Here is a 21,618-nt window from a genome sequence, read left to right as displayed (position 1 = left end):
TCCATGCCTCTGCTCGATATCCGAAACCTGTCCGTCGAGTTCTCGACCCGCGCCGGTACGTTCCGGGCGGTCGACGGCATCGACCTGACGGTGGACGAGGGCGAAGTCCTCGGCATCGTCGGCGAGTCCGGCTCCGGCAAGAGCGTCACCTCGCTGGCCGTCATGGGCCTGATCGCCAACAACGGCCGCGTCGTAGCCGACAAGATGGAGTTCGACGGCCGGGACCTCCGCACCCTCACCGAACGCCAGCGCCGCAAGCTGACCGGCAAGGATGTGGCGATGGTCTTCCAGGAGCCCATGACCAGCCTCAACCCGTGCTTCACCGTCGGCTTCCAGATCATGGAGAGCCTGAAGGTCCACGAGAACATGGGGCGCACCGAACGCAAGCGCCGGACGATCGAACTGCTGGAACAGGTCGGCATCCCGGCGCCGGAAAGCCGGCTGTCGTCCTTTCCCCACCAGCTTTCCGGCGGCATGAACCAGCGGGTGATGATCGCCATGGCGATCGCCTGCAATCCGCGCCTGCTGATCGCCGACGAGCCGACCACCGCGCTCGACGTGACGATCCAGAAGCAGATCCTCGACCTGCTGCTCGACCTCCAGAAGGACCGCGGCATGGCGCTGATCCTGATCACCCACGACATGGGCGTGGTCGCCGAGACGGCGCAGCGCGTCTCGGTGATGTATGCCGGCCAGGTGGTGGAGAACCGCTCTGCCCGCGACCTCTTCACCCATCCGCAGCACCCCTATACCGGGGCGCTGCTCGACGCGCTGCCGGAGCGGGCGATCGGCAAGCGGCGGCTGCCGACCATCCCCGGCGTGGTGCCCGGCATCGCCGACCGGCCGCGCGGCTGCCTGTTCAATCCGCGCTGCGCCTTCGTCCAGGAGAAGTGCCGCACCCATGCGGTGCCGCTGTTCCCGGACGAGAGCGGGACGGCCCGCTGCTTCTACCCGCTCCAGGTGACCGGCGGGGTGGCGGCATGACCGCGGCCCCGAAGACGCCGGACTGGCCGGCGGCCCGCGCCCGGCGCGAGACCGTGCTGGACGCCGTGGACCTGAAGAAGCATTACCGGCTGAAGCGCGGCCTGTTCCGCGCCGACGCCACGGTCAAGGCGGTGGACGGCGTGTCCTTCGCGCTCCAGACCGGCCGGACGCTGGCGGTGGTCGGCGAGTCCGGCTGCGGCAAGTCCACGCTGGCCCGCATGGTGACCCTGATCGACCCTCCCACGTCGGGCCAGCTGAAGTTCGACGGCAGCGACGTGACCGGGGTGAGCCGGGCGGAGGCGAAGGCTTTGCGCCGCAAGGTGCAGATGGTTTTCCAGAACCCTTACGGCTCGCTCAATCCGCGCAAGCGCATCGGCACGATCCTGGAGGAGCCGCTGGTCATCAATACCGGCCTGGGCCGGGCGGAGCGGCGCGAGCGGGCCTCCGCCATGATGGCCAAGGTCGGCCTCCGGCCGGACCAGTACGACCGCTATCCCCACATGTTCTCCGGCGGCCAGCGCCAGCGGATCGCCATCGCGCGGGCGCTGATGCTGAACCCGCGGGTGGTGGTGGCGGACGAGCCGGTGTCGGCGCTCGACGTATCGATCCAGGCGCAGGTGCTGAACCTGATGATGGACCTTCAGGAGGAGCTGGATCTCGCCTACCTGTTCATCAGCCACGACCTGAGCGTGGTGCGGCACATCGCCGACGACGTGATGGTGATGTATCTGGGCCGCCCGGTCGAGCACGGGCCGAAGGAAACCGTCTTCGCCCACCCGCGCCACCCCTACACCCGCGCCCTGATGGCGGCGACCCCCCGGGTCAACGCGGCGCTCCGCCAGGAGATCCCGCCGCCCTCCGGCGAGCTGCCGTCGCCGATCAACCCGCCGTCGGGCTGCCCCTACCACAAGCGCTGCCCGCACATGACCCAGCGCTGCGCCGACGAGGTGCCCGCCCTCCGGGAAGTCGACGGCAGGCGGGTGGCCTGCCACTACGCGGAGCGGATGGACTGACCCTGCCGCATGCGGCCAGCCCTCATCCCGGCGATGCCGCCCCCGCAGCATGGTCGGGCCATGTCCGCGGATGCCATCATTTCGGGAGAGGGCTGCGCCGGCAAGGGGCCGCGCCGCATCCGCCGCCCCGCCAGCTTTGTCCTATTTCCATGTCAAGGATCCCGCGGGGTGAACGCCCGCGAGATCCTATAGCACAGCGCCTTAGGAATTTCATCCCCTGAGATCGATCCGCGTCGTGCGGCGTATATCGTGACGGAGCCTTCATTCGCCTGCAAGATCAGCCCCCATGAACCACCGCCTCGCCATCTTCGACTTCGATGGAACCCTCGCCGACTCCCTTCCCTGGTTCCGGTCCGTCTTCGGCCAGGTGGCGGAGCGCTACCGGCTGAGGGCGCCCGATGCGGCGGAGTTCGAGGCCCTGCGCGGACTGGGTAACCGGGAGATCCTGCGGCACCTGGAGGTTCCGGTCTGGAAGCTCCCCCTGATCGCCCGGCATATGAAGGGGCTGATGGCGGCGGACATCGAGCGCATCCCGCTGTTCGACGGCGTGCCGGAGATGCTGCGTGGCCTGAGGATCGCGGGCATTGGGCTGGCCGTCGTCAGCTCCAACTCGGAAGCCAATGTCAGGCGGGTCCTGGGACCGGACAATGCCGCGCTGATCGGCCATTACGGCTGCGGCGCGTCGATCTTCGGGAAGGGGGCGCGGTTCAAGGCGGCGCTCCGCCACGGCGGCGTGGCGCCGGCACAGGCGATCTGCATCGGCGACGAGGTCCGCGACGCCGATGCCGCCCGCGCCCAGGGCATCCCGTTCGCCGCGGTGGCCTGGGGCTACGCCACGCCCGCGGTGCTGGCGGATCAGGCGCCGCTGGTGCTCTTCGAGCGGGTCCGCGAGATCGTTCCGGCCCTGGTCAGGCGGAGCGGCGGGCCTGCCGGGTGAGGCGGGCGTGGAGGTCGCGCAGGTACTTGGAGTCCATGTCGGTGAACTCGCCGTCGGCGATGTCGGACTTGAAGTCCAGCAGCTCCTGCCGGGTGCCGGGCGACAGGGTGTCGTGGGCGAGGAGTTCCTCGATCAGGGTCAGGTCGTTCGGATAGCCGCCGGGCCGCCGGGCCGGTTCGACTTCCAAGGGATCGTCGTCGGTGAACGCGCCGTGATAGTCGTCGTCGACGGCTCCGGGCGGCGGAACCAGCAGGTCGTTCCAGCCGATCCCGCTCTCCCGGACCCGCCGGTCGATCTCCCGCGCGCTTGCCAGGACCGCGGCCTCGTCAGGATCGCCGAGGCGGTCGAGCAGGGCGATGAAGCTGTCGCGGTCGAGATTGGGCATTCCTGGTCTCCTCTGGTGGGGCCTTCCGGCGGAACATCGGTAGAATAGCTGTGCCCTGGCGGCGGTCTTTCAACACTCCGCACAGTATGGTTTTGCCGTCCGGCGTGCTAGGGTCCGATCGGATTCCAGAAGCACAAGAATACGAGTGGGGCCATGCCGTCGTTCGATATCGTTTCCAAGACCGAGATTGCCGAAGTCGACAACGCCCTGGACGGGGTGACCCGCGAGATCGGACAGCGCTACGACTTCAAGGGGTCGCACTGCTCGATCGAGCGCAAGGACAACGAGCTGACCGTCGCGGCCGACGACGACCTGAAGCTCAAGCAGATGCACGAGCTGCTGGTCGTCCACTTCACCCGGCGCAAGCTCGATCCCGGCGCGCTCGACTACGGCAAGCCGGAGAAGGCGGCCGGCAACTCGGTGCGCCAGGTGATCACGGTAAAGCAGGGGATCGACAAGGAGCTCGCGAAGAAGATCACCAAGGCGATCAAGGACAGCAAGATGAAGGTCCAGGCGTCGATCCAGGGCGACGAGCTGCGCGTCACCGGCAAGAAGATCGACGACCTCCAGTCCGCCATCGCCCTGGTCAAGGGACTGAAGATCGAGCAGCCCCTGCAATACATCAATTTCCGGGACTGAGCCGGCTGGGGCGTCAGGTCGCCAGGAAGCGGCGGCGGTCGCCCTCCAGCACCAGGCAGGTCAGGTGGCCGCTGGCATAGGCCCCGGTGTCGATGCCGATGCGGTTGCTGCGGATCTCCGGCAGGTCGGTGATGGTGTGGCCGTGGACCACGATCTTGCCGTGGTCCGCGGTCGAGTTCAGAAAGTCGTCCCGGATCCACATCATGTCGTCCTTGTCCTGGCGGTTCAGCGGAACGCCCGGACGAACCCCGGCATGGGTGAAGAAATAGTCGCCGATGGTCAGGCTCGGCCGCAGATGGTTCAGGAAGCTGACATGGGCGGGCGGAACCACGCGCCGCAGCTCCTGCTGGGCGTAGGAGATCCGCTCCTCCGGCGTCAGGCCCGAGGGGATCTGGATGCCGTAGCTGTGCAGCGTCGCCAGGCCGCCATACTTGAACCATCCCGAGCCGGCCGCCGGAGTCGTCATGAACTCCTGGAAGGCGGCCTCGTGGTTGCCGCGCAGATGAACCGCCCCGAAGGTCGCCGGCGGGCCGCCGATCATCAGGTCGATGACCTGGCGGGAGTGCAGGCCGCGGTCCACGTAGTCACCCAGGAAGACTAGATAGTTGACCGGCCCCGGCGAGGCCCTGGCGTCGTCGGTCACCATATCGAGCAGGCGCATCAGGAGATCCGCGCGGCCGTGGATGTCGCCGACGGCATAGACGCGGATGCCCTTGGGCACCGTCGCCGCCACCTGTTCCACATCCTGGCGCTTGCGCAGAAAACTCAACACCACGTTGCCTGATCTTTCCGGTACGCTCATCAGTCCCCCTTCTGTCACAGAAATAAGCGCTGCAGGGTCCTTCTGCGAGGGTTATCGAGGGCGGTCGAGCAGCTTTGTCGAGGGGCGGCGGCGATCCCTGAAGCAGTACCGATACCGTCGAAACCGATCGGGGCGGCCGAGAGGAAGGAAGCCTCCGCCTGTTGCCAGTTCGAACCGGTCCAGCAAAGTCCGGGCCAGCAGCAGATATCGAGGAGAGTCGAGGAATGGCGTACTGCTTTACGCCGGAAGAGACCGTGCCCCAGGGCGTCCGCCGCATCGCCCTGGAGCAGATCGACAAGGCCGAGGCGGCCCTGACGGGCGGCGCCCAGTCTGGAGGCAGGGAGCGCCACAAGGCGGTGCACGATGCCCGCAAGGGGTGCAAGAAGATCCGGGCGCTGCTGCGGCTCGCCCGCGGCGGGCTGGGCAATGCCTATGTCCGGGAGAACGGGTTCTTCCGCGACGCCCAGCGCAGGCTGTCCGCCGTGCGCGACGCGTCGGTCATGGTCGAGACCCTGGACAAGCTGGTCGGGCGCCAGGGCAGCGACGGCGCCGGCGGGTTCGTTCAGGTCCGGGGCGTCCTGGTCGAGCGGTGCGAGCGGGCCTCCGCCGAGCACCTGGAGCAGGAGCGGACCACCGAGGAGGTCGCCGGCATGCTGCGCGAGGTGCGCGGCCGGGTCGAGACCTGGACCCTGCGGAGCCCCGGCTTCAAGGTGCTGCGGCCCGGCCTGCACAAGGTCTACCGCGACGGGGCGAGGCGCCTGGAGGCGCTGGGCGACGCGCCGACCGCCCATGACTTCCACGACTGGCGCAAGCAGGCGAAGTATCTCTCCTACCACCTGAGATTGTTGACGCCGGTTTGGCCGGGCACGGTCCGCGCCCTGGCCGGGGAGTTCGGGGAACTGGGCAGCCTGCTCGGCGACGAGCACGACCTCGCCGTGCTGTGCTGCATGCTGGAGGCCGAGGAGCAGGCCTTCGGCGGCCCGGTCCTGGTGCGGCCGCTGGCCGGCATGATCGACCGGCGGCGGTCCGAGCTCCAGGCGGCGAGCCGCATGCTGGGCGCCCGGCTCTATCTCGACAAGCCCAAGACCTTCATGACCCGCATGGAAGCCTGGTGGGACCTGTGGAAGAGCGAGCCGGTCAGCCGCGCGGCGTGACGGCTCACTCCCCCGCCGCGATATGCACCTCCACGTCGTGGGCCGCCAGCACGTCGGCCAGCGGCGCCGGGGGCGCGCGATCGGTGAAGAGGGCCGAGACCTCGCCGATATGGCCGAGCCGCACCATGGCGTTGCGGCCGAACTTGCTGTGGTCGGCGCACAGGAAGACGGTGCGGGCGTTGCGGATGATCGCCTGGGCGACCCGAACCTCGCGGTAGTCGAAGTCGAGCAGGGTGCCGTCCAGGTCGATGCCGCTGATCCCGATGATACCGATATCGACCTTGAACTGGTTGATGAAGTCGATCGTCGCCTCGCCGATGATGCCGCCGTCGCGGTTGCGCACCAGCCCGCCGGCCACCAGCACGTCCAGGTCGGTGCCGGCCGCCAGGAAGGCCGCCACGTTGAGGTTGTTGGTGATGACGCTGAGGTTCTTGTGGCCGACCAGCTCCTGGGCGACCGCCTCGGTCGTGGTGCCGATATTGATGAACAGCGAGACGCCTTCCGGCACGTGGCGCGATACCAGCCGGCCGATCGCCCGCTTGGCCTCCGACCCCAGCGCCTTGCGCTCCACATAGTCGACGTTGTGGGTGGTGGAGCGGGGGACGGCGCCGCCGTGGTGGCGCTCCAGCAGGCCCTGCTCGCAGAGCTGGTTGATGTCGCGCCGGATGGTCTGGGGAGTCACCTCGAACTGGCGCGACAGCCCGTCGATCGAGACGAAGCCCTGGCGGCCGGCAAGGTCGAGGATGCGCTGCTGGCGGGTGTCGCTCTTCACCGGGCCGCTCCCGCCGGGGCCGCCGAGGCCGCCGAGGTGCTCATGCCGCAGCCGCGCAGCACGAACGCGACGACCTCGGCGGTCGCCTCCTCCCACGCCGCGTCGCTCAGGCTTTCCACCTCCATCACCGCCCGGATCTGGACGGCGAAGTCGGCGTAGGTCTGGGTCATGCCCCACAGCATGAAGAAGAGATGCCGGGGATCGAGGGCCGCCATCCGCCCCTCCGCGATCCAGCCCGCGATGATCCGGGACTTGGCTTCCACCCGCTTCCTCAAGTCGATCTCCAGATAGTCGGTCAGGAACGGCGCGCCGCTCAGCAATTCGTTGGCGAACACCTTGGACGCCAGCGGCCGGTGCCGGGAATGGCGCATCTTGGCACGGACATAGCCGGAAATCGCCTCCGCCGGATCGCTTTCCGGGCGGATCATGTCGGTGGCGTCCAGCCACAGCTCCAGGATGCCGGTCAGCACCGCCTGGTAGAGCTGTTCCTTGGTGCCGAAATAGTAATGCAGGTTGGCCTTGGGCAGCCCCGCCGCCTGGGCGATCTGCGCCATGGTGGCCCCGGCGAGCCCGGTCTCGGCGAAGACCCGCTCGGCCGCCTCCAGGATGCGAGTCTCGTTCTCCCGCCGGATGCGCCCCCGTGGAGCGGGAGCGGCGCCGGAAGCAGCCGAATTATTCATCACGTCGCCCATTCGAGCATCATTCCGTCCCATGGATGACCATTTTTGAAACAAGTTGACCAAGCGGTCAATTTGTTTATAGCATTCGTCAAAAGACGCCGACCAACGGCCCGACAGGATCGGATCAACGGAACAGGAGAAGGCGGGATGACGAGCGTGATGGACGTGCCGGCGGACATCGCCCCCAGGCGGCTGTCGCCGCGGGAGTACGAGGCCAACTTCGAGGATGCCACGCCGCCGCTGAGCCGCAAGCAGGCGCTGATCGAGGCGGCCCGCTGCTATTACTGCTACGACGCGCCGTGCATGGAGGCCTGCCCGACCGGCATCGACATCCCCAGCTTCATCAAGAAGATCGCCGGGGACAACGTCAAGGGCTCCGCCGTGACGATCCTGGAGGAGAACGTCATGGGCGGCATGTGCGCCCGGGTGTGCCCGACCGAGATCCTGTGCGAGCAGGCCTGCGTCCGCACCGCGCAGGAGCACAAGCCGGTCGCGATCGGCGCGCTCCAGCGCTACGCCACGGACTGGCTGTTCGAGCGCGGCATCCAGCCCTTCCAGCGGGCGGCCCCGACCGGCCGCAAGGTCGCCGTGGTCGGCGCCGGCCCGGCCGGCCTGTCCTGCGCGCACCGGCTGGCGATGCACGGCCACGAGGTGACCGTGTTCGAGGCGCGGGAGAAGCCCGGCGGCCTCAACGAGTACGGCATCGCCGCCTACAAGGTGACCAACGATTTCGCCCAGCGCGAGGTGGATTTCATCCTGTCGATGGGCGGCATCACCATCGAGCACGGCAAGGCGCTGGGACGCGACGTCACCCTGGCGGAGTTGCGGGCCGGCTACGGCGCGGTGTTCCTGGGGCTGGGCCACAACGCGGTCAACGCTCTGCGGATCGAGGGCGAGGAGCTGGACGGCGTCGTCAACGCGGTCGATTTCATCGCCGCCCTGCGGCAGGCGCCGGACAAGTCGGCGCTGCCGGTCGGGCGCCGGATCGTCGTGATCGGCGGCGGCAACACCGCCATCGACGTGGCGACCCAGTCGAAGCGGCTGGGGGCGGAGGACGTCACGATCGTCTATCGCCGCCGCCCCGACGCCATGTCGGCGACGGGCGCCGAGCAGGAATGGGCGCAGACCAACGGCGTCCGGATCAAGCACTGGGCGCAGCCGCGCCGGGTGATCGGGGCGGGCGGCCATGTCCGGGAGGTCGAGTTCGAATACACCGTCCTGGACGAGGCCGGCCGGCTGGCCGGCACCGGGGAGCTGTTCCGCATCCCGGCCGACATGGTGTTCAAGGCGATCGGCCAGTGCTTCGTTCCGGCCGCGGCCGGCGACGCCGAACTGGCGGAGCTGCTGGAGTTCCGGCCCGACGGCCGTTTCGCGGTCAACGAGGACCGGCAGACCTCCCTTCCCAACGTGTTCGCCGGCGGCGACTGCGTGCCGGGCATCGACCTGACCGTGTCGGCGGTGCAGGACGGCAAGGTGGCGGCGGAAGCGATCCACCGCCTGCTGGGCGCGTCGTGACGGCCGGGGTCGGATCGGGCGGAAAAGGGAAGTTCGGGACAGGGAAGGGGAGATAGCGTCATGGCAAGTCTGGTCAGCAACTTCGTCGGCATCCGGTCGCCCAACCCGTTCTGGCTGGCCTCCGCGCCGCCGACGGACAAGGAATACAACGTCGTCCGCGCCTTCGAGGCTGGCTGGGGCGGCGTGGTGTGGAAGACGCTGGGGGAGGACCCGCCGGTCGTCAACGTATCGTCGCGCTACGGCGCCTTCAGCTACAACGGCACCCGCGTCGCCGGGTTCAACAATATCGAGCTGATCACCGACCGGCCGCTGGAGATCAACCTTCAGGAGATCAAGTCGGTCAAGCAGAGGTTCCCCGACCGGGCCATGGTCGTGTCGCTGATGGTCCCGTGCGAGGAGGAGAGCTGGAAACGCATCCTGCGCCGGGTCGAGGAGACCGGGGCCGACGGCATCGAGCTGAACTTCGGTTGCCCGCACGGCATGTCGGAGCGCGGCATGGGCTCGGCGGTGGGGCAGGTGCCCGAATATGTCGAGATGGTCACCCGCTGGTGCAAGCAGCACAGCCGCATGCCGGTGATCGTCAAGCTGACGCCCAACATCACCGACATCCTGGGTCCGGCGCGGGCGGCGAAGCGCGGCGGCGCCGACGCGGTGTCGCTGATCAATACGATCCAGTCCATCATGTCGGTGGACCTGGACGCGATGGCGCCGACGCCCACGGTGGACGGCAAGGGCACCCACGGCGGCTATTGCGGCCCGGCGGTCAAGCCGATCGCCATGCGCATGGTGGCCGACATCGCCCGCGACCCGGAATGCCAGGGCATGGCGATCAGCGGCATCGGCGGCGTCTCCACCTGGCGGGACGCGGCGGAGTTCATCAGCCTGGGCGCCAGCACGGTCCAGGTCTGCACCGCCGCGATGCACCACGGCTTCCGCATCGTCGAGGAGATGGCCGACGGGCTGGCCAACTGGATGGACGGCCGGGGCTTCGGGGAGGTGAAGGACTTCACCGGGATGGCGATCCCGAACTATGTCCACTGGGAGGACCTGAACCTCAACTACAAGATCGTCGCCCATATCGACCAGGACAGCTGCATCAAGTGCGGCCTGTGCCACATCGCCTGCGAGGACACCGCGCACCAGGCGATCGGCGCCCTTCGGACGGCGGGCGCGCGGCGCTATGAGGTGATCGAGGAGGAATGCGTCGGCTGTAACCTGTGCATGCATGTCTGCCCGGTCGAGAACTGCATCACCATGGAGCGGCGCGATGAGGGCAAGCCCTTCCTGACCTGGAAGGACCATCCCAACAACCCGATGCGGCGGGAGGCGGCGGAGTAGCGAGCGGGGCGGAGGGTGCTGGGGCGATGGTGACCCTCCGGTGAGTACGCCGCAGGGGTCGATGTTGGTCATCATCGGTCATCCTCGTTGCGGTGGACCGCGACGATTTCAGATCGGGCCTGAAGCGTTTTCCAAGGGGGCTTTCCTTCATTCTTGCCGTCATCCGCGGGCTTGACCCGCGGATCGCCCTGCAGGGAGGCACGGTGACACCCCCGGGGAAGGCCGCGGATGTCAGCATTCGTCATCATGGCTCATCCTGCCGCGGCGGGTAGCGCCGGCCATTGGCTGCGCGGGAGCAGCCGGCCTTTCCGGTCGAAGTAGCGCAGGGCCTGGCTGGTCTGGGAGAGCCGGCAGGCGATCTCGGGGAGGTGGTCCTCCAAATAGGCCATGCAGCGCAGCATGCGGCGGGCCGTGGCGACGGCGGACTCGCTGTCCTCGTGGTTGTAGTCGATTTCCTCGGGCGGCGGGGCCGGTTCGGGTTCCGGCTCCGGTGGCGGTTCGGGGGGTGCCGCGGGACCATCGTCGTCGGTGTCGAAAACGGCGAGGGGGTCGCGGGACGTGGGCAGGAGGTTGCGGAAGCGGGCGATCCGATCGACGGCCCGTAGCACGGCGAAGTGATTCTGCTTTTCCAGGGCGTCGAGCATCACCCGCTTGAGCGCGCCGACCATCTCGTCCGTTTCCTCGCGCCGGCGGGTGTCCTCGGCGTCGATCAGCTCCGCCACACGCGCCGCGACGCGGGCATCGCGCATCAGCCGCGACCCGGCCTGGCGGGCGCTGTCCCAGGCATAGCCGGAAAGCCGGGCGGCCGCCGTCAGGCTCCGGCCGGAGGCGACATGGCGGGCGAAGGCCTCCTGCCGGTGGGGGAGGTCCTGGTCTGCGGCGGTATCGGGCATGCGGGTGCGCTCCGGGTGGACGGGTGGTGCTTGGGATAGGTGTATTGTCTTAGATTGTCGAGGATATCAATCCTTTGCGATGGGGTATTGCGGGGCGGAAGACGCTGCGGAGGGGCGGCGTCCCGCCGCCCGTGGTGCGCGGGACGCGCACCCTCCAGTACGCCGGACCGCGTGCGGGATGGTGGGGATTTGCTCTACTGAGACGGGAGAACTGATTCGACGCCTTCCGATTGCCGCCTCCGCACGGGGTTGACCGCGCCGCTTGCGGTTGAGGCGGAGAATGCGCCTAAACTTCTCATCAAGATTGACTTATGCGGACTCCCGTCGCAGAGTCCGCATGCCCATGCACCCGCAGGGCGGTCGGACGAGGAGCCTAGGAACTCCTCAGCCCGACCTGACCACCGATCTCCTGGGTTAAGGAAGCAAATCGATGGCTATCACCAGCTTTAGCACAACCGGCGCGTATCTGCGCCACTCATTGTTCTCCGCCGCCGCAGTGGTCCCGACCGCTGCGGCGGCGGGAACACCCGTTCCCGATCCGTCCCCGCACGCCGGCTGAACCGCCGCGCCTGACCCTATCCGGCTGAACGGCGGCGGCTTTCGCCGCGACCGTTTTCCCGTATCCGGACCATGACCGGGCCGCACGTCACGGAACGCCGGCGGCTGCCCGATCCCGGGCCCGAACCCGGCACGATTCCGGCCTGTTCCGTACAGCCCGGCGGCGGAGGAACGACTCGACATGCAATACGACGACGACCCGGACGGGGCGGCGGACGCCCCCTCACGCCTGCTGGACACCGCCCTTGGCATCGTCGAGGCCCTGAGGGACTACAGCATCACCGTGACCGAAGCGGAGCCGACCGACGCCATGGTGGCGGCCGGCATGGCGGTGTCCGGCCTCGGCGCGGAACAGGTCCGCGCGATCTTCAGGGCGATGCTCGCCGCCAACGCGCACCCGCCCGGTCGGATGCAGTAGGCGCCTGCATGGCCCGGTCGTTGGAGACCTTGACCATGGTTGTCCGTTTCGATCCGCTGGAATACCGGTATCCCTGCTGCGCGTGGCTGACCGGTCACCCGCCGCTCGACCATCTGCTGACCGTCCGGCGCGGCAACCAGAACCGGCGCGAAGGCCGGCCGCCGCGCTGGTCGGAGATCCGCAGGCATTTCTGGAACACCGACGCCGGGGAGCCGGCATGCATGGACTTCATGCTGGTGTACGATCCCGGCGGCATGCGTTGCGACACCATGATGCCCGTGGCCTCCGCCCTGCTCGGCCTGCCCTTGTTCTTCGCCGGCACGGACTGGCGCGACGGGGCGCGGACGCGCAAGGTCGCGCCGTTCGTCCGCCGGGTGGCGCGGAGCCAACGCGCGATGAGGGGTTTCCTGACGCCGGGGGCGCGCGCAGTGCATGCGCGGGCCGGGAGGTTGCTGGCCGTGGCCGGCGTGCCGCTCGCGCCAGAGGCGGGGGGTGCGGGGGAGGGGGCACGCGGGAGGTTGGTGCTGATGACAGTGGCGTGGGCGGACGAGGAGGTGCGGGCGGAACGGTCCGACCGCCAGGATCGACGGTCCGGAGCCCGTGCTGATGGCTGCTTCGGTGGATCGGCAAGCAGGCTATGCGGCGTACAGATTGTGCTTTGGATCAAGCCAGATGACGTAAAATGTGTCGTCTATGAAAAAGCCGTGGACACGGCCGTGTTCGTTGGCCGACAGGCAGAATTGCCATCCCTGGATCTGGCGAAGCTGGTCGTTCAGATGCTTGAATCCCCCTGGCCTGGAAGTCTTTCCCCAGTCGTGGGGGTGTGCGCGAAGTGTCTTCCCGCGGTCTCCCCTAAATTCATTCATGGTCATGCCGTTCAGGTCGCGGAGCCGTTCCAACAGGCATATCAGATAGCCGTCGCCCACAGCGTTCGTCGAGAAATCGTCATCGGTATGAAGGTCGATATACTTGAAGGAGAACTTGATACCTGTTTCGGTTAGGACTGTGCGGTTCTTGATAGAATCATCGCTTTGAACTCTGCTCTTTCGGATCTTCGGCATCGCCCATCTTCTTATAGAATTGTAGCATGTCCATGTCATTGATCGGATTGCGGCACTCTTGATCTTCAGGAATTCCGCCCCTGGCCTTCAGCCATGGCTCTTCCTGATGCGTCATTCTTTCGAGTGCGTATGCTGTCTCGATGCCGTAAACCTCAAGGACCTCATCCAGGTGCTTCCTGATGTCGTCTGGAAGGTCGGGTTCCCGAGGACGCTCGCTGATGGGGTTCCATTTGTACCCTCGGAACTCCTGATACAGCGACGGGACCACAGGGCCATGCACCCACGCCTCGATCCTCTCGGAGAAGAGCGGGCGGCCGGTCAGGGCCAAATGCCAAGCATGTGAATAGTATACGAGTTTTTGCAATTTCAAGTTGGTGATCGGATCGCCTCTGTCCTGGCTGAAACGAATGATGTAGTCGGCGATCTGCCGTGCCGTTGCCATGTCGCACCTTGCACAGGGATAGTGGCCTGCTATTCAATCGGCCTTCCGTTCTGGCCGGAATATGGTCCCGGGAGGTCATTGGCTGCAATAGCAAAAAGCCTCGACGGGACTGAATCGATCCCCATGACCGTCTGTATCCGACAACTTGAACCAACTCGACCCCGGCCCGCTAAGCAGTTGATTAACCGGCGCTGTTGGCTTGATATCAAATGATTGTGATTGGATTGTAGTTTTTCCATCATACGATGAGGTGGAACTTGGAGCGGTTGATGCCGCTATCTCTGCTTTGGAAGTTCCGGAAGAACTCAACGACGCTTCTCTTTCACGGTGGAAAAGCAGTCGGTGGCTCGAAAGTGTGCACCTTTGGGCTTAAGGATCGCTCAGGTTCCCCTTCCCATCGGGAGAGCATGCAGACAGGCGCCGAGCGAGGTCTGCTCCCGCAAATCCAGACGCGGTTTGGCAGGAGCGGTAGCAACTCAGCGCTGGATAATTCCCAAAAAGTCACTCTGACCCCTTTAATCAATGGCCTTGTTGAGGTCGCGATAGACCTCTTCGAAGCTGGTTCCCGCGACGGCCAGATCCAGATCGAGGCAGAAGGCTTCCCACTCGCCGTCACGTCCTTCGGCAATGCAAGCGAAAGCGCGCCTCATCGTCCTGCTCCCCATGTCCATGGACATCTATGCCGTAGGGCTCCCGGATCAGCCCCGGGCCGGTCTCCCGGTGCGGGAATCCCCGATCATGAAGCTGCCGCTCCACTCGACAAAAGTAGTGCCATACCACTGATCGGTCAATCGGTTCGGACGGTGGCGCACGAGGCGGTCCGCCCGCCCTCACTCCTCCACGCGGGCGTAGTCGCCCTTGTAGTAGAGCAGGGGCTTGCCGTCCGCCAGGGAGGACAGGCGCTTGACCCGGCCGACCAGGATGACGTGGTCGCCGCCGTCGTGGACGGCTTCGGTGGTGCAGTCGAGGGAGGCGAGGCAGCCTTTCAGGATAGGGGCGCCGGTCTCCCAGGCTTCCCACTCGACGCCGTCCCAGCGGTCGCCGATCGCGGTGGAGAAGCGGACGGACAGGTCGCGCTGGGTCTCGGCCAGGACGTTGACGGCGAAGCGGCCGGAGGCGGTGAAGGCGTCCAGGGCGTTGGACGAGCGGGCCAGGCAGAACAGGACCAGGGGCGGGTCGAGCGACACCGAGCTGAAGGAGTTGGCGGTCAGCCCGAACGGTTCCCCGGCGTCGTTCGCCGTGGTGACCACGGTGATGCCCGTGGCGAAGCATCCAAGGGCGTTTCGGAACGCCCGCCGGTCGAAACTCATCGCGCTGGACTCATTGCCGTGGGCTCGGGGTGCATGTCGCGTGCTTCGGTATAGCAGGCGGGGACGGCGCGCAAGCCTCATGTACCCCGGCGAATCCTACTCCCGCACGGTCACTAAGGGCTTCTTAACGAAACTGAACGACTCTGCGGGTCGGTTTCCCTGACCTTCACGCGGTGGCTGCTCCTCGATATGCTTTTCATCATAGGCTCCATCACCGTCCTGGCCTGCGTGCTGGGCGGCTACGCGGCCATGGGTGGGCATCTCGCCGTGCTGTGGCAGCCGTTCGAGGTCGTCATCATCGTGGGCGCCGCGATCGGCGCCTTCATCATCTCCAACCCGAAGACGGTGCTCGGCCGCTGCGGCAAGGCGATGGTCACCCTGCTGAAGGGGTCCCGCTACAACAAGGAAAGCTACCTGGAGCTGCTCAGCCTGCAGTACCAGGTCTTCAAGATCGCCAAGACGCGCGGGCTTCTGGCGCTGGAGCAGCATATCGAGAAGCCCGAGGAGAGCTCGCTGTTCCAGCAGTTCCCGAAGTTCCACTCCGACCACCACGCCGTCGTCTTCCTGTGCGACTATCTCCGCCTGATGTCGCTGGGCTCGGACAATCCGCACGAGCTGGAAAGCCTGATGGACGAGGAGCTGGAGACCCATCACCAGGAGCATGCCCAGATCTCGGGCGCCATCCAGACCATGGCCGACGGCATGCCGGCGCTGGGCATCGTCGCGGCGGTGCTGGGCGTGATCAAGACCATGGGCTCCATCACCGAGCCGCCGGAAGTGCTGGGCAAGCTGATCGGCGGCGCGCTGGTCGGGACCTTCCTGGGCGTCTGGATCTCCTACGGCTTCATCGCGCCGATCGCCAGCTCGCTGAAGGCGGTGTACGAGGCCGAGGCGAAGTATTTCCAGTGCATGAAGGCGGGCCTGCTGGCCCACCTGCACGGCTACGCCCCCGCCGTCTCGGTGGAATACGCCCGCAAGGCCCTGCTGTCCGACGTCCGGCCGACCTTCTACGAGGTCGAAGAGGCGACGTCGGCGCTGCCGCCGGCCTGAGGAGGCGGCCCCGCCATGGCGCCTCCGCAGTCCTCCCCGCCGTCCGGCGGCCAGCAGCCGGTCGTCATCATCAAGCGCAAGAAGAAGTCGCGCCACGACGCCCATCACGGCGGCGCCTGGAAGGTCGCCTATGCCGACTTCGTGACGGCGATGATGGCCTTCTTCCTGCTGCTCTGGCTGCTCAACGTCACCACGTCGGAGCAGCGCCAGGGCATCGCCGACTATTTCAGCCCGGCCAGCGTGTCGCGCTCGACCAGCGGCAGCGGCGGCGTGCTGGGCGGGCTGACCATCACGGTGCCGGGCGCCATGATCTCGCCCGGAGCCCCGCTCAACGTCGCCCAGCCGACCCCCAGCCGGGCCGGCGAGTCCGACCGGGAGCCCGACCTGAACTCGGAGGAGCTGTACGACCGCGCCGGGATGAGCGCCCGGCAGATCGAGGAGCGGGCGCTGCGCGAGGAGATGGCGCGGCGCGAGCAGCGGCAGTTCGAGGAGGCGGAGAAGACCCTGCGCAAGGCGATCGAGGGCGTGCCGGAGCTGGCCCAGCTCGCCGAGAGCCTGATGATCGAGCAGACGCCGGAGGGGCTGCGCATCCAGATCGTCGACCAGGCGAACTATTCCATGTTCCCGCTCGGCAGCTCCCAGATGTACGCGCCGACCCGCCAGCTCCTGGGACTGGTGGCGCAGGCGGTGGGCCGCCTGCCCAACAGGCTGTCGATCAGCGGCCACACCGACGGGACACGGTTCGCCCGGGGCGACGTGTACGGCAACTGGGAACTGTCCACCGACCGGGCCAACGCCAGCCGGCGCGCCTTGATCGCCGGCGGCATCGACGAGAGCCGGATCGAGACCGTCGTCGGCCGCGCCGACCGCGAGCACCTGTTCCAGGACGATCCGCAGTCGCCGCGCAACCGCCGCATCAGCATCGTCCTGCTGCGAGACGCCAAGCCGCCGCCGCCCCGGCGGTAGGATTGATCCGATGCGTTGCGCCGTGGGCGCAACCTACGACCTTTGGCCCGAATCACCTCCGCCCTGCATCGAGCCGTAGGGTGCGCCCATGGCGCAACACGGTGCGGCGAGTCAGGCTGCCTTGACTTCGGCGATCGCGAAGCCGCTGTTCGGCATCGTGGGCAAGCGCGACATCGGGACGTCGAGGTCCTGGCGCGGCACGTCGTAGCGCATCGCGGTGGTCAGCATCCGCACCGCCCGCTTGATCAGCTCGATGGTGATCCATTCCCCCGCGCAGCGGTGGTCGCGCCCGAAGTCGCCGCCGCCCTGGGGGATGAAGTTGAACGGGCTGCCGTCCCAGCCGACGAAGCGTTCGGGATCGAACCTGCCGGGGTCCTTCCAGGTGCGGGGGTCGTGGTTGGTGCCGTAGAGGTCGAGCAGCACCCAGTCGTTCCGGCCGAAGCGGTGGCCGCGCCACTCGAAGGGCTCCATCACCCGGCCGCCGACCAGGGGGAAGAAGGGATAGAAGCGCCGGACCTCCTGGACGAACATCTCCAGGTATCGGTCGTCCTCCGCCGCCTGGCCGCGCGTCCCGGGATGCTGGTGGAGCGCCAGCGCCGCGAAGGTGACGAAACGGTGGACGGCGACCGTCGGCCTCAGGATGTTGAGCAGCTCGACCGCCGCCGCGTCCGGCGGAAGCTGGCCGCCGTCCTTGCCCCGGAACCGGGCGATGACGTCCAGCGCGGTCCCCGGAGGCGCCGGCAGGTCGCCGCTCCGGACCCGCTCGACCAGGTCCCGCGCCCATTTCTCCGTCCGGCGGCGCAGCATCAGGCCCCGCCAGTTGCGAGGGCCCACGGCGCCGGCGCCGTCCACCATGGCGCCGAACTCGCGCGTCCGCTCCGGGAGCTCGGCGTCGTCCAGGGGCACGCCCGCCCAGTCGCAGGCCGCCCGGCACAGCACGCCCTGGACCTCGTCGTGGAGCACGACCCTGTCCATGCCTTCCCAGGCCGGCAGCCGGGCGCGCCAGGCCCGCTCCAGCGCGTCGCCCATCCGAACGACCGCGTCGGGCGTCATCAGCGACATGAACATGCGCTTGCGGTCCTGGTGGGCCTCACCGTCAAGCGTCTGGACGCTGCCCTTGTCCTGGAGCAGCATCAGCGTCGGCTTCGGAACAGCCTGCTTCCGCGTGAACCGGCCCGGGCTGTAGAACTCCCGCGCGGCCTCCGGGCCGCTCATGCACACGGCCGGGCGGAGCATCAGGCGGGTCCTGAAGATATCCGACCCCAGGCGGCGGCAGCGGTTGGGGATGAACAGGTAGCCTTCCTTCAGCAGCGAGAGCGTGCTGTCCGGGGACTTGTCGCGAGGGATGTCCGGCATCGGGTCTCCATGGGTCGGGGTTGGAACTGCCCCGGTCAACCGGCCGCCGGCCCGGCCGTTTCACCTGCTGCCGGATCGGGCGGCGGGGGAGGGCGCGGTCGCGGCGGTCCCCAGATAGATTCCCGGCAGGATCAGCGCGAGCCCGGCGAGATGGTAGGGCCGGGGCTGCTCGCCCAGCAGCAGCCAGGCCAGCCCGGCGATGTAGACCGGGACCAGGTACATCAGCAGCCCGGTCCGGCTCGGCCCGACCATCGCCACCAGCTTGCCGTAGAGCAGATAGGCGCCGATGCCGGGCACCAGCGCCAGGAAAACCCAGATTCCGACGGTCCGCGCGTCGAACAGCGCCCGCTCGCCCAGCGCAGCCTCGATCCCCAGGAACGGCACCAGCACCAGCACGCCGCCCAGCGTGATCGCCGTGAACCTGACCGTCAGGTCCAGGCTCGACGGCCGGTGCTTGAGGAGCACCGAATAGAGCGCCCACCCCAGGGTCGCCAGCACGGTCCACAGGTCGCCCGCGGTGAAGGACAGGGTCGCCAGCGTCGCCGGGTCGCCGCGCGTGACGATCGCCAGCACGCCGGCGAGGCACAGCGCGATCCCGGAAGCCTGAAGGACCGACACCCGTTCGCCCCAGAAGATCCGGCCGAACACCACGATCAGGATCGGCGTGGTCGAGTAGATCAGGCCGATATTGGTCGCCGTGGTGGTCACCCCGGCCAGATAGACCGGCGGCCCGCACACCCCCATGCCCAGCGCGCCCAGGAGCAGCAGCGTCGGCCATTCCGCCGCCACGGCCGACCGGCGGCGCCACAGCCCGCCCGCCGTGAAGGGGAGCAGCAGGAGCGCGGTCAGCAGCCACCGCCCGAAGGCGAGGGCGACCGGCGGAACGCTCCCCTCCACCCAGCGGGCCGCCAGCATGTTGCTGGACATCAGCAGCGGCGCGAACAGCAACAGGACATAGGCCAGGCGGTGCGGCGAACGGTCCCCCATCAGGCCGCTCCGGTTCGGGCCAACCCGGGCGAGCACGACATTATGACGCGGAGCATGATCAGGTCTTACCTCCCTTAGGTTACTACGCTTTAGCGAAGCTCGTCTAATTTGATAGTTCCAACTAGAGATATGCACGCAATGATATGCACGAGGTCGCGATGCCATACCGTAAGAAACTTCCTAAAATCTATGACCCCGTCGGCCCCCGCGAGGCTTCGCCCAGGCAGCAGGTCCAGGGAAATTTCGCGGTGGCGCTCGGCGGGCTCGCCGGCAACAACGCCCACGGCGCCGGCGTGATCGAGGCGCTTTACCGATGCGGCAAGAAACCCAGGCTGATCTCGTGCACCTCCGGCCAGATCCGTTTCACCTACGCCTACCTGCGCGGCCTGACCCCCGGGTCGGAGGTGAACCCCTATAGCATGCTGCAGCGGCATTTCAATTCGGCCCAGCCTTTCAAGGACATGACCGACGTCAACCTGAACTACAAGCTGATGACCTGGCCGTTCCAGCACATCCGGCCCTCGGTGCCGGAGTTCTCGGCCGACATGCTGGGCAACCTGACCCGGTCGATGAAGCAGTTCCTGGCCAATCCGCGCGACTTCTCGGTGTGGCGCGAGATGTACCGGATGATGCCGGCGCGGACGCTGGTGTCCCAGGACACCCTGTTCGACCCGGACGTCTTCTCCGACATCGCCGGCCTGTTCAACGCCGACACGGGATCGGACGGGCACGGCGTCGGCGTGATGTTCAACGCCTATGATTTCGTCAAGGGCGAGGAATACGTCTTCATGAACGAGACGGCCGCCGCGCTGACCGGCCACACCCCCGGCGCGGCGAGCGACAGCAGGCCCTGGATCAAGTACCGGAAGATCACGGAGGAGGCGGTCCGCAACGCGCTGCGCCTGTACGAGTACGGCTTCCACGAGGAGGGCGACCTGCTCGACGGCGCCTATTTCCGCGGCCTGATCCTCAGCGAGATCCCCAACAAGGGCAACGGGATCGATACCATCGTGGTCGGCCGCCCGCTGGCGAACCGCTGGCTGGGCGACGCCCCGTCGAGCCTGATCGAGTTGCGCGACATGCAGACCGAGGTGAATTTCCTGGGCGGCTATGAAGGGCCAGATCGAACTGATCAACCATCTCCTCGCGACCGGGCGGCCGACGGAGCCCCCGGCCAACGCGACGTACATCACCATCCTGGAGGTCGAGATGGACCGCCAGCGCGGCTGGTGGGAATATGTGCTGGAAGACGAGGCCGTCTTCAACAGCGCCTTCCACCGTACCCGCGCCGAGGTCTGCCCCCGGCTGGAGCTGCCCAGGGCGGCGTGACCGTCCGCCCGGCGGATCCTTCCTGCCGCCCCGCGCGTTCCAGTCGGACGGAGGCGCCCGGCAGGAAGGATCGACGCCATGGATACCGACGACCGCGAGGAGCGGGTGCGGCAGCGCGCCCACGAGATCTGGATCCGCGAGGGCCGCCCGGAGGGCCGGAGCGACCGGCACTGGCAGCAGGCGAAGGACGAGATCGAGGTTGAGGAGGGCGGCTCCCTGTCCGTCGCCGGCGAGGAGGACCCGGAGCCGATCGCGGCGCCTAGTTTTCCGGGCCGAGACGCCTGAATTCGTCCCGGATGATCCGATAGCAGTCGCAGGCGACCTCTTCCAGCCCGGCCGGGTCGACGATCGTGATGTGCCCGCGCGTGTAGCGGATGAAACCCGCCTTCTGGAGGAGGTTCGCGGTGACGGTCACCCCGGCCCGCCGCACGCCGAGCATGATGGCGAGATATTCCTGCGTCAGCGGGAAATCGTCGCCGGCCCGGTCGCGGGTCATCAGAAGCCAGCGGGCGCAGCGCTCGTCGATGGTGTGGAGGCGGTTGCAGGCCGCGGTCTGGGCCACCTGGTTGAAGTGCCCCTGGGCGAACCGCAGGAGCTTGGCGCGCAGCGTGTCGCTCCGGCGGACCGCCGTCCTCAGCGCCTGCGCCGGCATCCGCCAGCCGTCGCCCGGGATCTGCATGTCGCACTGCATGGGCATCCGGTCGGATTCCAGGAGGACGGGCGTGCCGACCATTCCCTCGTTCCCGATCGTCCCCACCTCGACCGCGCCGCCGTCGGGCAGGGTATTGATCAGGGAGGCGCAGCCGTGCTCGATGAAGAAGACATGCGTGATGACCTCGTCGGGATGAACGACGGTCATCTTGTGCGGGAGCTTGACGGGCTCCAGGTGGGGCCGGACCAGCGCCTCCTCCTCCGGCGAGAGGAGTTTCAGGATGTGATTGCGGCTTTCCATTCTGCTGCCTCCGGGTCGGAACAAGGAGAGTTCCATACCTTCAACGGGTGGCGCGGGGATTCGGGCTGGGACAAGTT

At 67.5% G+C, this 21,618-nt stretch carries 24 protein-coding genes; 13 read left to right on the top strand and 11 right to left on the bottom strand.

The genetic code is table 11. The features are described 5' to 3' along the window. Nucleotides 1-3 precede the first annotated feature (3 nt). From IGS68_RS17610 to IGS68_RS17600, 3 genes are all read left to right on the top strand, one after another. Nucleotides 4-984, top strand: coding sequence for an ABC transporter ATP-binding protein (locus IGS68_RS17610; protein ID WP_201071993.1), 981 nt, complete (start codon nt 4-6; stop codon nt 982-984). Then, entirely contained in the window at nt 981-1,997 is a 1,017-nt protein-coding gene (locus IGS68_RS17605; RefSeq protein WP_201071991.1) for a peptide ABC transporter ATP-binding protein, read from the top strand. Before IGS68_RS17610 ends, IGS68_RS17605 begins: the two co-directional genes overlap by 4 nt. A 286-nt stretch (nt 1,998-2,283) precedes the next feature. Further along, a complete protein-coding gene (locus tag IGS68_RS17600; RefSeq protein WP_201071989.1) occupies nt 2,284-2,934 on the top strand; it encodes an HAD hydrolase-like protein in 651 nt (216 codons plus the stop codon). On the opposite strand, the gene IGS68_RS17595 is transcribed toward IGS68_RS17600, so the two are convergent. Next, nucleotides 2,906-3,319 carry a hypothetical protein gene (locus IGS68_RS17595; RefSeq protein ID WP_201071987.1) on the bottom strand — a complete coding sequence of 138 codons (414 nt, stop codon included), beginning with the start codon at nt 3,317-3,319 and terminating at the stop codon, nt 2,906-2,908. The two genes, IGS68_RS17600 and IGS68_RS17595, sit on opposite strands and share 29 nt — an antisense overlap. A 153-nt stretch (nt 3,320-3,472) precedes the next feature. On the opposite strand from IGS68_RS17595, the gene IGS68_RS17590 reads away from it, so the two are divergent. Then, a complete protein-coding gene (locus IGS68_RS17590) occupies nt 3,473-3,958 on the top strand; it encodes a YajQ family cyclic di-GMP-binding protein (protein ID WP_201071984.1) in 486 nt (161 codons plus the stop codon). Between the two features lie 13 nt (nt 3,959-3,971). Here IGS68_RS17590 and IGS68_RS17585 read toward each other — a convergent pair whose 3' ends face one another. Next, the gene (locus IGS68_RS17585; RefSeq protein WP_201071982.1) at nt 3,972-4,760 is read right to left on the bottom strand and encodes a metallophosphoesterase family protein; all 789 of its coding nucleotides are present in this window, start codon (nt 4,758-4,760) and stop codon (nt 3,972-3,974) included. 224 nt (nt 4,761-4,984) lie between these two features. Between IGS68_RS17585 and IGS68_RS17580 the strand changes: the two genes are divergently transcribed. Then, nucleotides 4,985-5,914, top strand: a complete 930-nt coding sequence (locus IGS68_RS17580; RefSeq protein WP_201071980.1) for a CHAD domain-containing protein — start codon at nt 4,985-4,987, stop codon at nt 5,912-5,914. A gap of 4 nt (nt 5,915-5,918) precedes the next feature. Here the strand turns inward: IGS68_RS17580 and IGS68_RS17575 are convergent, their stop codons facing one another. Both IGS68_RS17575 and IGS68_RS17570 read right to left on the bottom strand, forming a co-directional pair. Then, complete coding sequence (locus IGS68_RS17575; RefSeq protein ID WP_201071978.1) at nt 5,919-6,686, bottom strand: DeoR/GlpR family DNA-binding transcription regulator; 768 nt, start codon at nt 6,684-6,686, stop codon at nt 5,919-5,921. Further along, entirely contained in the window at nt 6,683-7,378 is a 696-nt protein-coding gene (locus IGS68_RS17570) for a TetR/AcrR family transcriptional regulator (RefSeq protein ID WP_247880948.1), read from the bottom strand. The genes IGS68_RS17575 and IGS68_RS17570 overlap by 4 nt, the downstream gene beginning before the upstream one ends. Before the next feature lie 135 nt (nt 7,379-7,513). Between IGS68_RS17570 and IGS68_RS17565 the strand changes: the two genes are divergently transcribed. Further along, nucleotides 7,514-8,881, top strand: a complete 1,368-nt coding sequence (locus IGS68_RS17565) for an NAD(P)-dependent oxidoreductase (RefSeq protein WP_247880947.1) — start codon at nt 7,514-7,516, stop codon at nt 8,879-8,881. A 60-nt stretch (nt 8,882-8,941) separates the two neighbouring features. Beyond that, nucleotides 8,942-10,219: an NAD-dependent dihydropyrimidine dehydrogenase subunit PreA gene (gene preA, locus IGS68_RS17560; RefSeq protein ID WP_201071976.1), complete on the top strand. Its 1,278-nt coding sequence runs from the start codon at nt 8,942-8,944 to the stop codon at nt 10,217-10,219. A 251-nt stretch (nt 10,220-10,470) separates the two neighbouring features. Here the strand turns inward: preA and IGS68_RS17555 are convergent, their stop codons facing one another. Further along, entirely contained in the window at nt 10,471-11,112 is a 642-nt protein-coding gene (locus IGS68_RS17555; protein ID WP_201071975.1) for a terminase small subunit, read from the bottom strand. Between the two features lie 739 nt (nt 11,113-11,851). Here IGS68_RS17555 and IGS68_RS17550 point away from each other — a divergent pair. Further along, nucleotides 11,852-12,088, top strand: coding sequence for a hypothetical protein (locus IGS68_RS17550; protein WP_201071973.1), 237 nt, complete (start codon nt 11,852-11,854; stop codon nt 12,086-12,088). A 35-nt stretch (nt 12,089-12,123) separates the two neighbouring features. Further along, nucleotides 12,124-13,089 (top strand): hypothetical protein, encoded by a 966-nt coding sequence (locus IGS68_RS17545; RefSeq protein ID WP_201071971.1) that lies wholly within the window; start codon nt 12,124-12,126, stop codon nt 13,087-13,089. 22 nt (nt 13,090-13,111) lie between these two features. On the opposite strand, the gene IGS68_RS17540 is transcribed toward IGS68_RS17545, so the two are convergent. The 3 genes from IGS68_RS17540 to IGS68_RS17535 all read right to left on the bottom strand — a co-directional run bounded on the left by IGS68_RS17540 (nt 13,112) and on the right by IGS68_RS17535 (nt 14,901). Beyond that, nucleotides 13,112-13,591, bottom strand: coding sequence for a Panacea domain-containing protein (locus IGS68_RS17540; RefSeq protein ID WP_201071968.1), 480 nt, complete (start codon nt 13,589-13,591; stop codon nt 13,112-13,114). A gap of 515 nt (nt 13,592-14,106) precedes the next feature. Then, a complete protein-coding gene (locus IGS68_RS36010) occupies nt 14,107-14,241 on the bottom strand; it encodes a hypothetical protein (RefSeq protein ID WP_256445687.1) in 135 nt (44 codons plus the stop codon). Between the two features lie 180 nt (nt 14,242-14,421). After that, nucleotides 14,422-14,901 carry a flavin reductase family protein gene (locus IGS68_RS17535; RefSeq protein ID WP_201071965.1) on the bottom strand — a complete coding sequence of 160 codons (480 nt, stop codon included), beginning with the start codon at nt 14,899-14,901 and terminating at the stop codon, nt 14,422-14,424. A 189-nt stretch (nt 14,902-15,090) separates the two neighbouring features. Between IGS68_RS17535 and motA the strand changes: the two genes are divergently transcribed. Together motA and motB are read left to right on the top strand one after the other, a co-directional pair. Continuing rightward, nucleotides 15,091-15,951: a flagellar motor stator protein MotA gene (gene motA / locus IGS68_RS17530; protein ID WP_201071962.1), complete on the top strand. Its 861-nt coding sequence runs from the start codon at nt 15,091-15,093 to the stop codon at nt 15,949-15,951. Nucleotides 15,952-15,966: 15 nt separating this feature from the next. Beyond that, nucleotides 15,967-16,917, top strand: a complete 951-nt coding sequence (gene motB, locus IGS68_RS17525; protein ID WP_201071959.1) for a flagellar motor protein MotB — start codon at nt 15,967-15,969, stop codon at nt 16,915-16,917. A 111-nt stretch (nt 16,918-17,028) separates the two neighbouring features. Here motB and IGS68_RS17520 read toward each other — a convergent pair whose 3' ends face one another. Continuing rightward, entirely contained in the window at nt 17,029-18,273 is a 1,245-nt protein-coding gene (locus IGS68_RS17520) for a cytochrome P450 (protein WP_201071956.1), read from the bottom strand. Between the two features lie 60 nt (nt 18,274-18,333). Continuing rightward, nucleotides 18,334-19,260: a DMT family transporter gene (locus IGS68_RS17515; protein WP_201071953.1), complete on the bottom strand. Its 927-nt coding sequence runs from the start codon at nt 19,258-19,260 to the stop codon at nt 18,334-18,336. 158 nt (nt 19,261-19,418) lie between these two features. On the opposite strand from IGS68_RS17515, the gene IGS68_RS35600 reads away from it, so the two are divergent. Together IGS68_RS35600 and IGS68_RS17510 are read left to right on the top strand one after the other, a co-directional pair. After that, nucleotides 19,419-20,792, top strand: a complete 1,374-nt coding sequence (locus tag IGS68_RS35600) for a hypothetical protein (RefSeq protein WP_247880946.1) — start codon at nt 19,419-19,421, stop codon at nt 20,790-20,792. After that, nucleotides 20,716-20,874, top strand: coding sequence for a DUF2934 domain-containing protein (locus IGS68_RS17510; RefSeq protein WP_247881390.1), 159 nt, complete (start codon nt 20,716-20,718; stop codon nt 20,872-20,874). Before IGS68_RS35600 ends, IGS68_RS17510 begins: the two co-directional genes overlap by 77 nt. Here the strand turns inward: IGS68_RS17510 and IGS68_RS17505 are convergent. Beyond that, nucleotides 20,849-21,541 (bottom strand): Crp/Fnr family transcriptional regulator, encoded by a 693-nt coding sequence (locus tag IGS68_RS17505; RefSeq protein ID WP_201071949.1) that lies wholly within the window; start codon nt 21,539-21,541, stop codon nt 20,849-20,851. The genes IGS68_RS17510 and IGS68_RS17505 overlap by 26 nt on opposite strands. Between the last annotated feature and the right edge of the window lie 77 nt (nt 21,542-21,618).

This window comes from Skermanella sp. TT6, from assembly GCF_016653635.2.
GTDB lineage: Bacteria > Pseudomonadota > Alphaproteobacteria > Azospirillales > Azospirillaceae > Skermanella > Skermanella cutis.
Note: the sequence above shows the minus strand (reverse complement) of the source record. Positions and strands in the feature narration are given on the sequence as shown.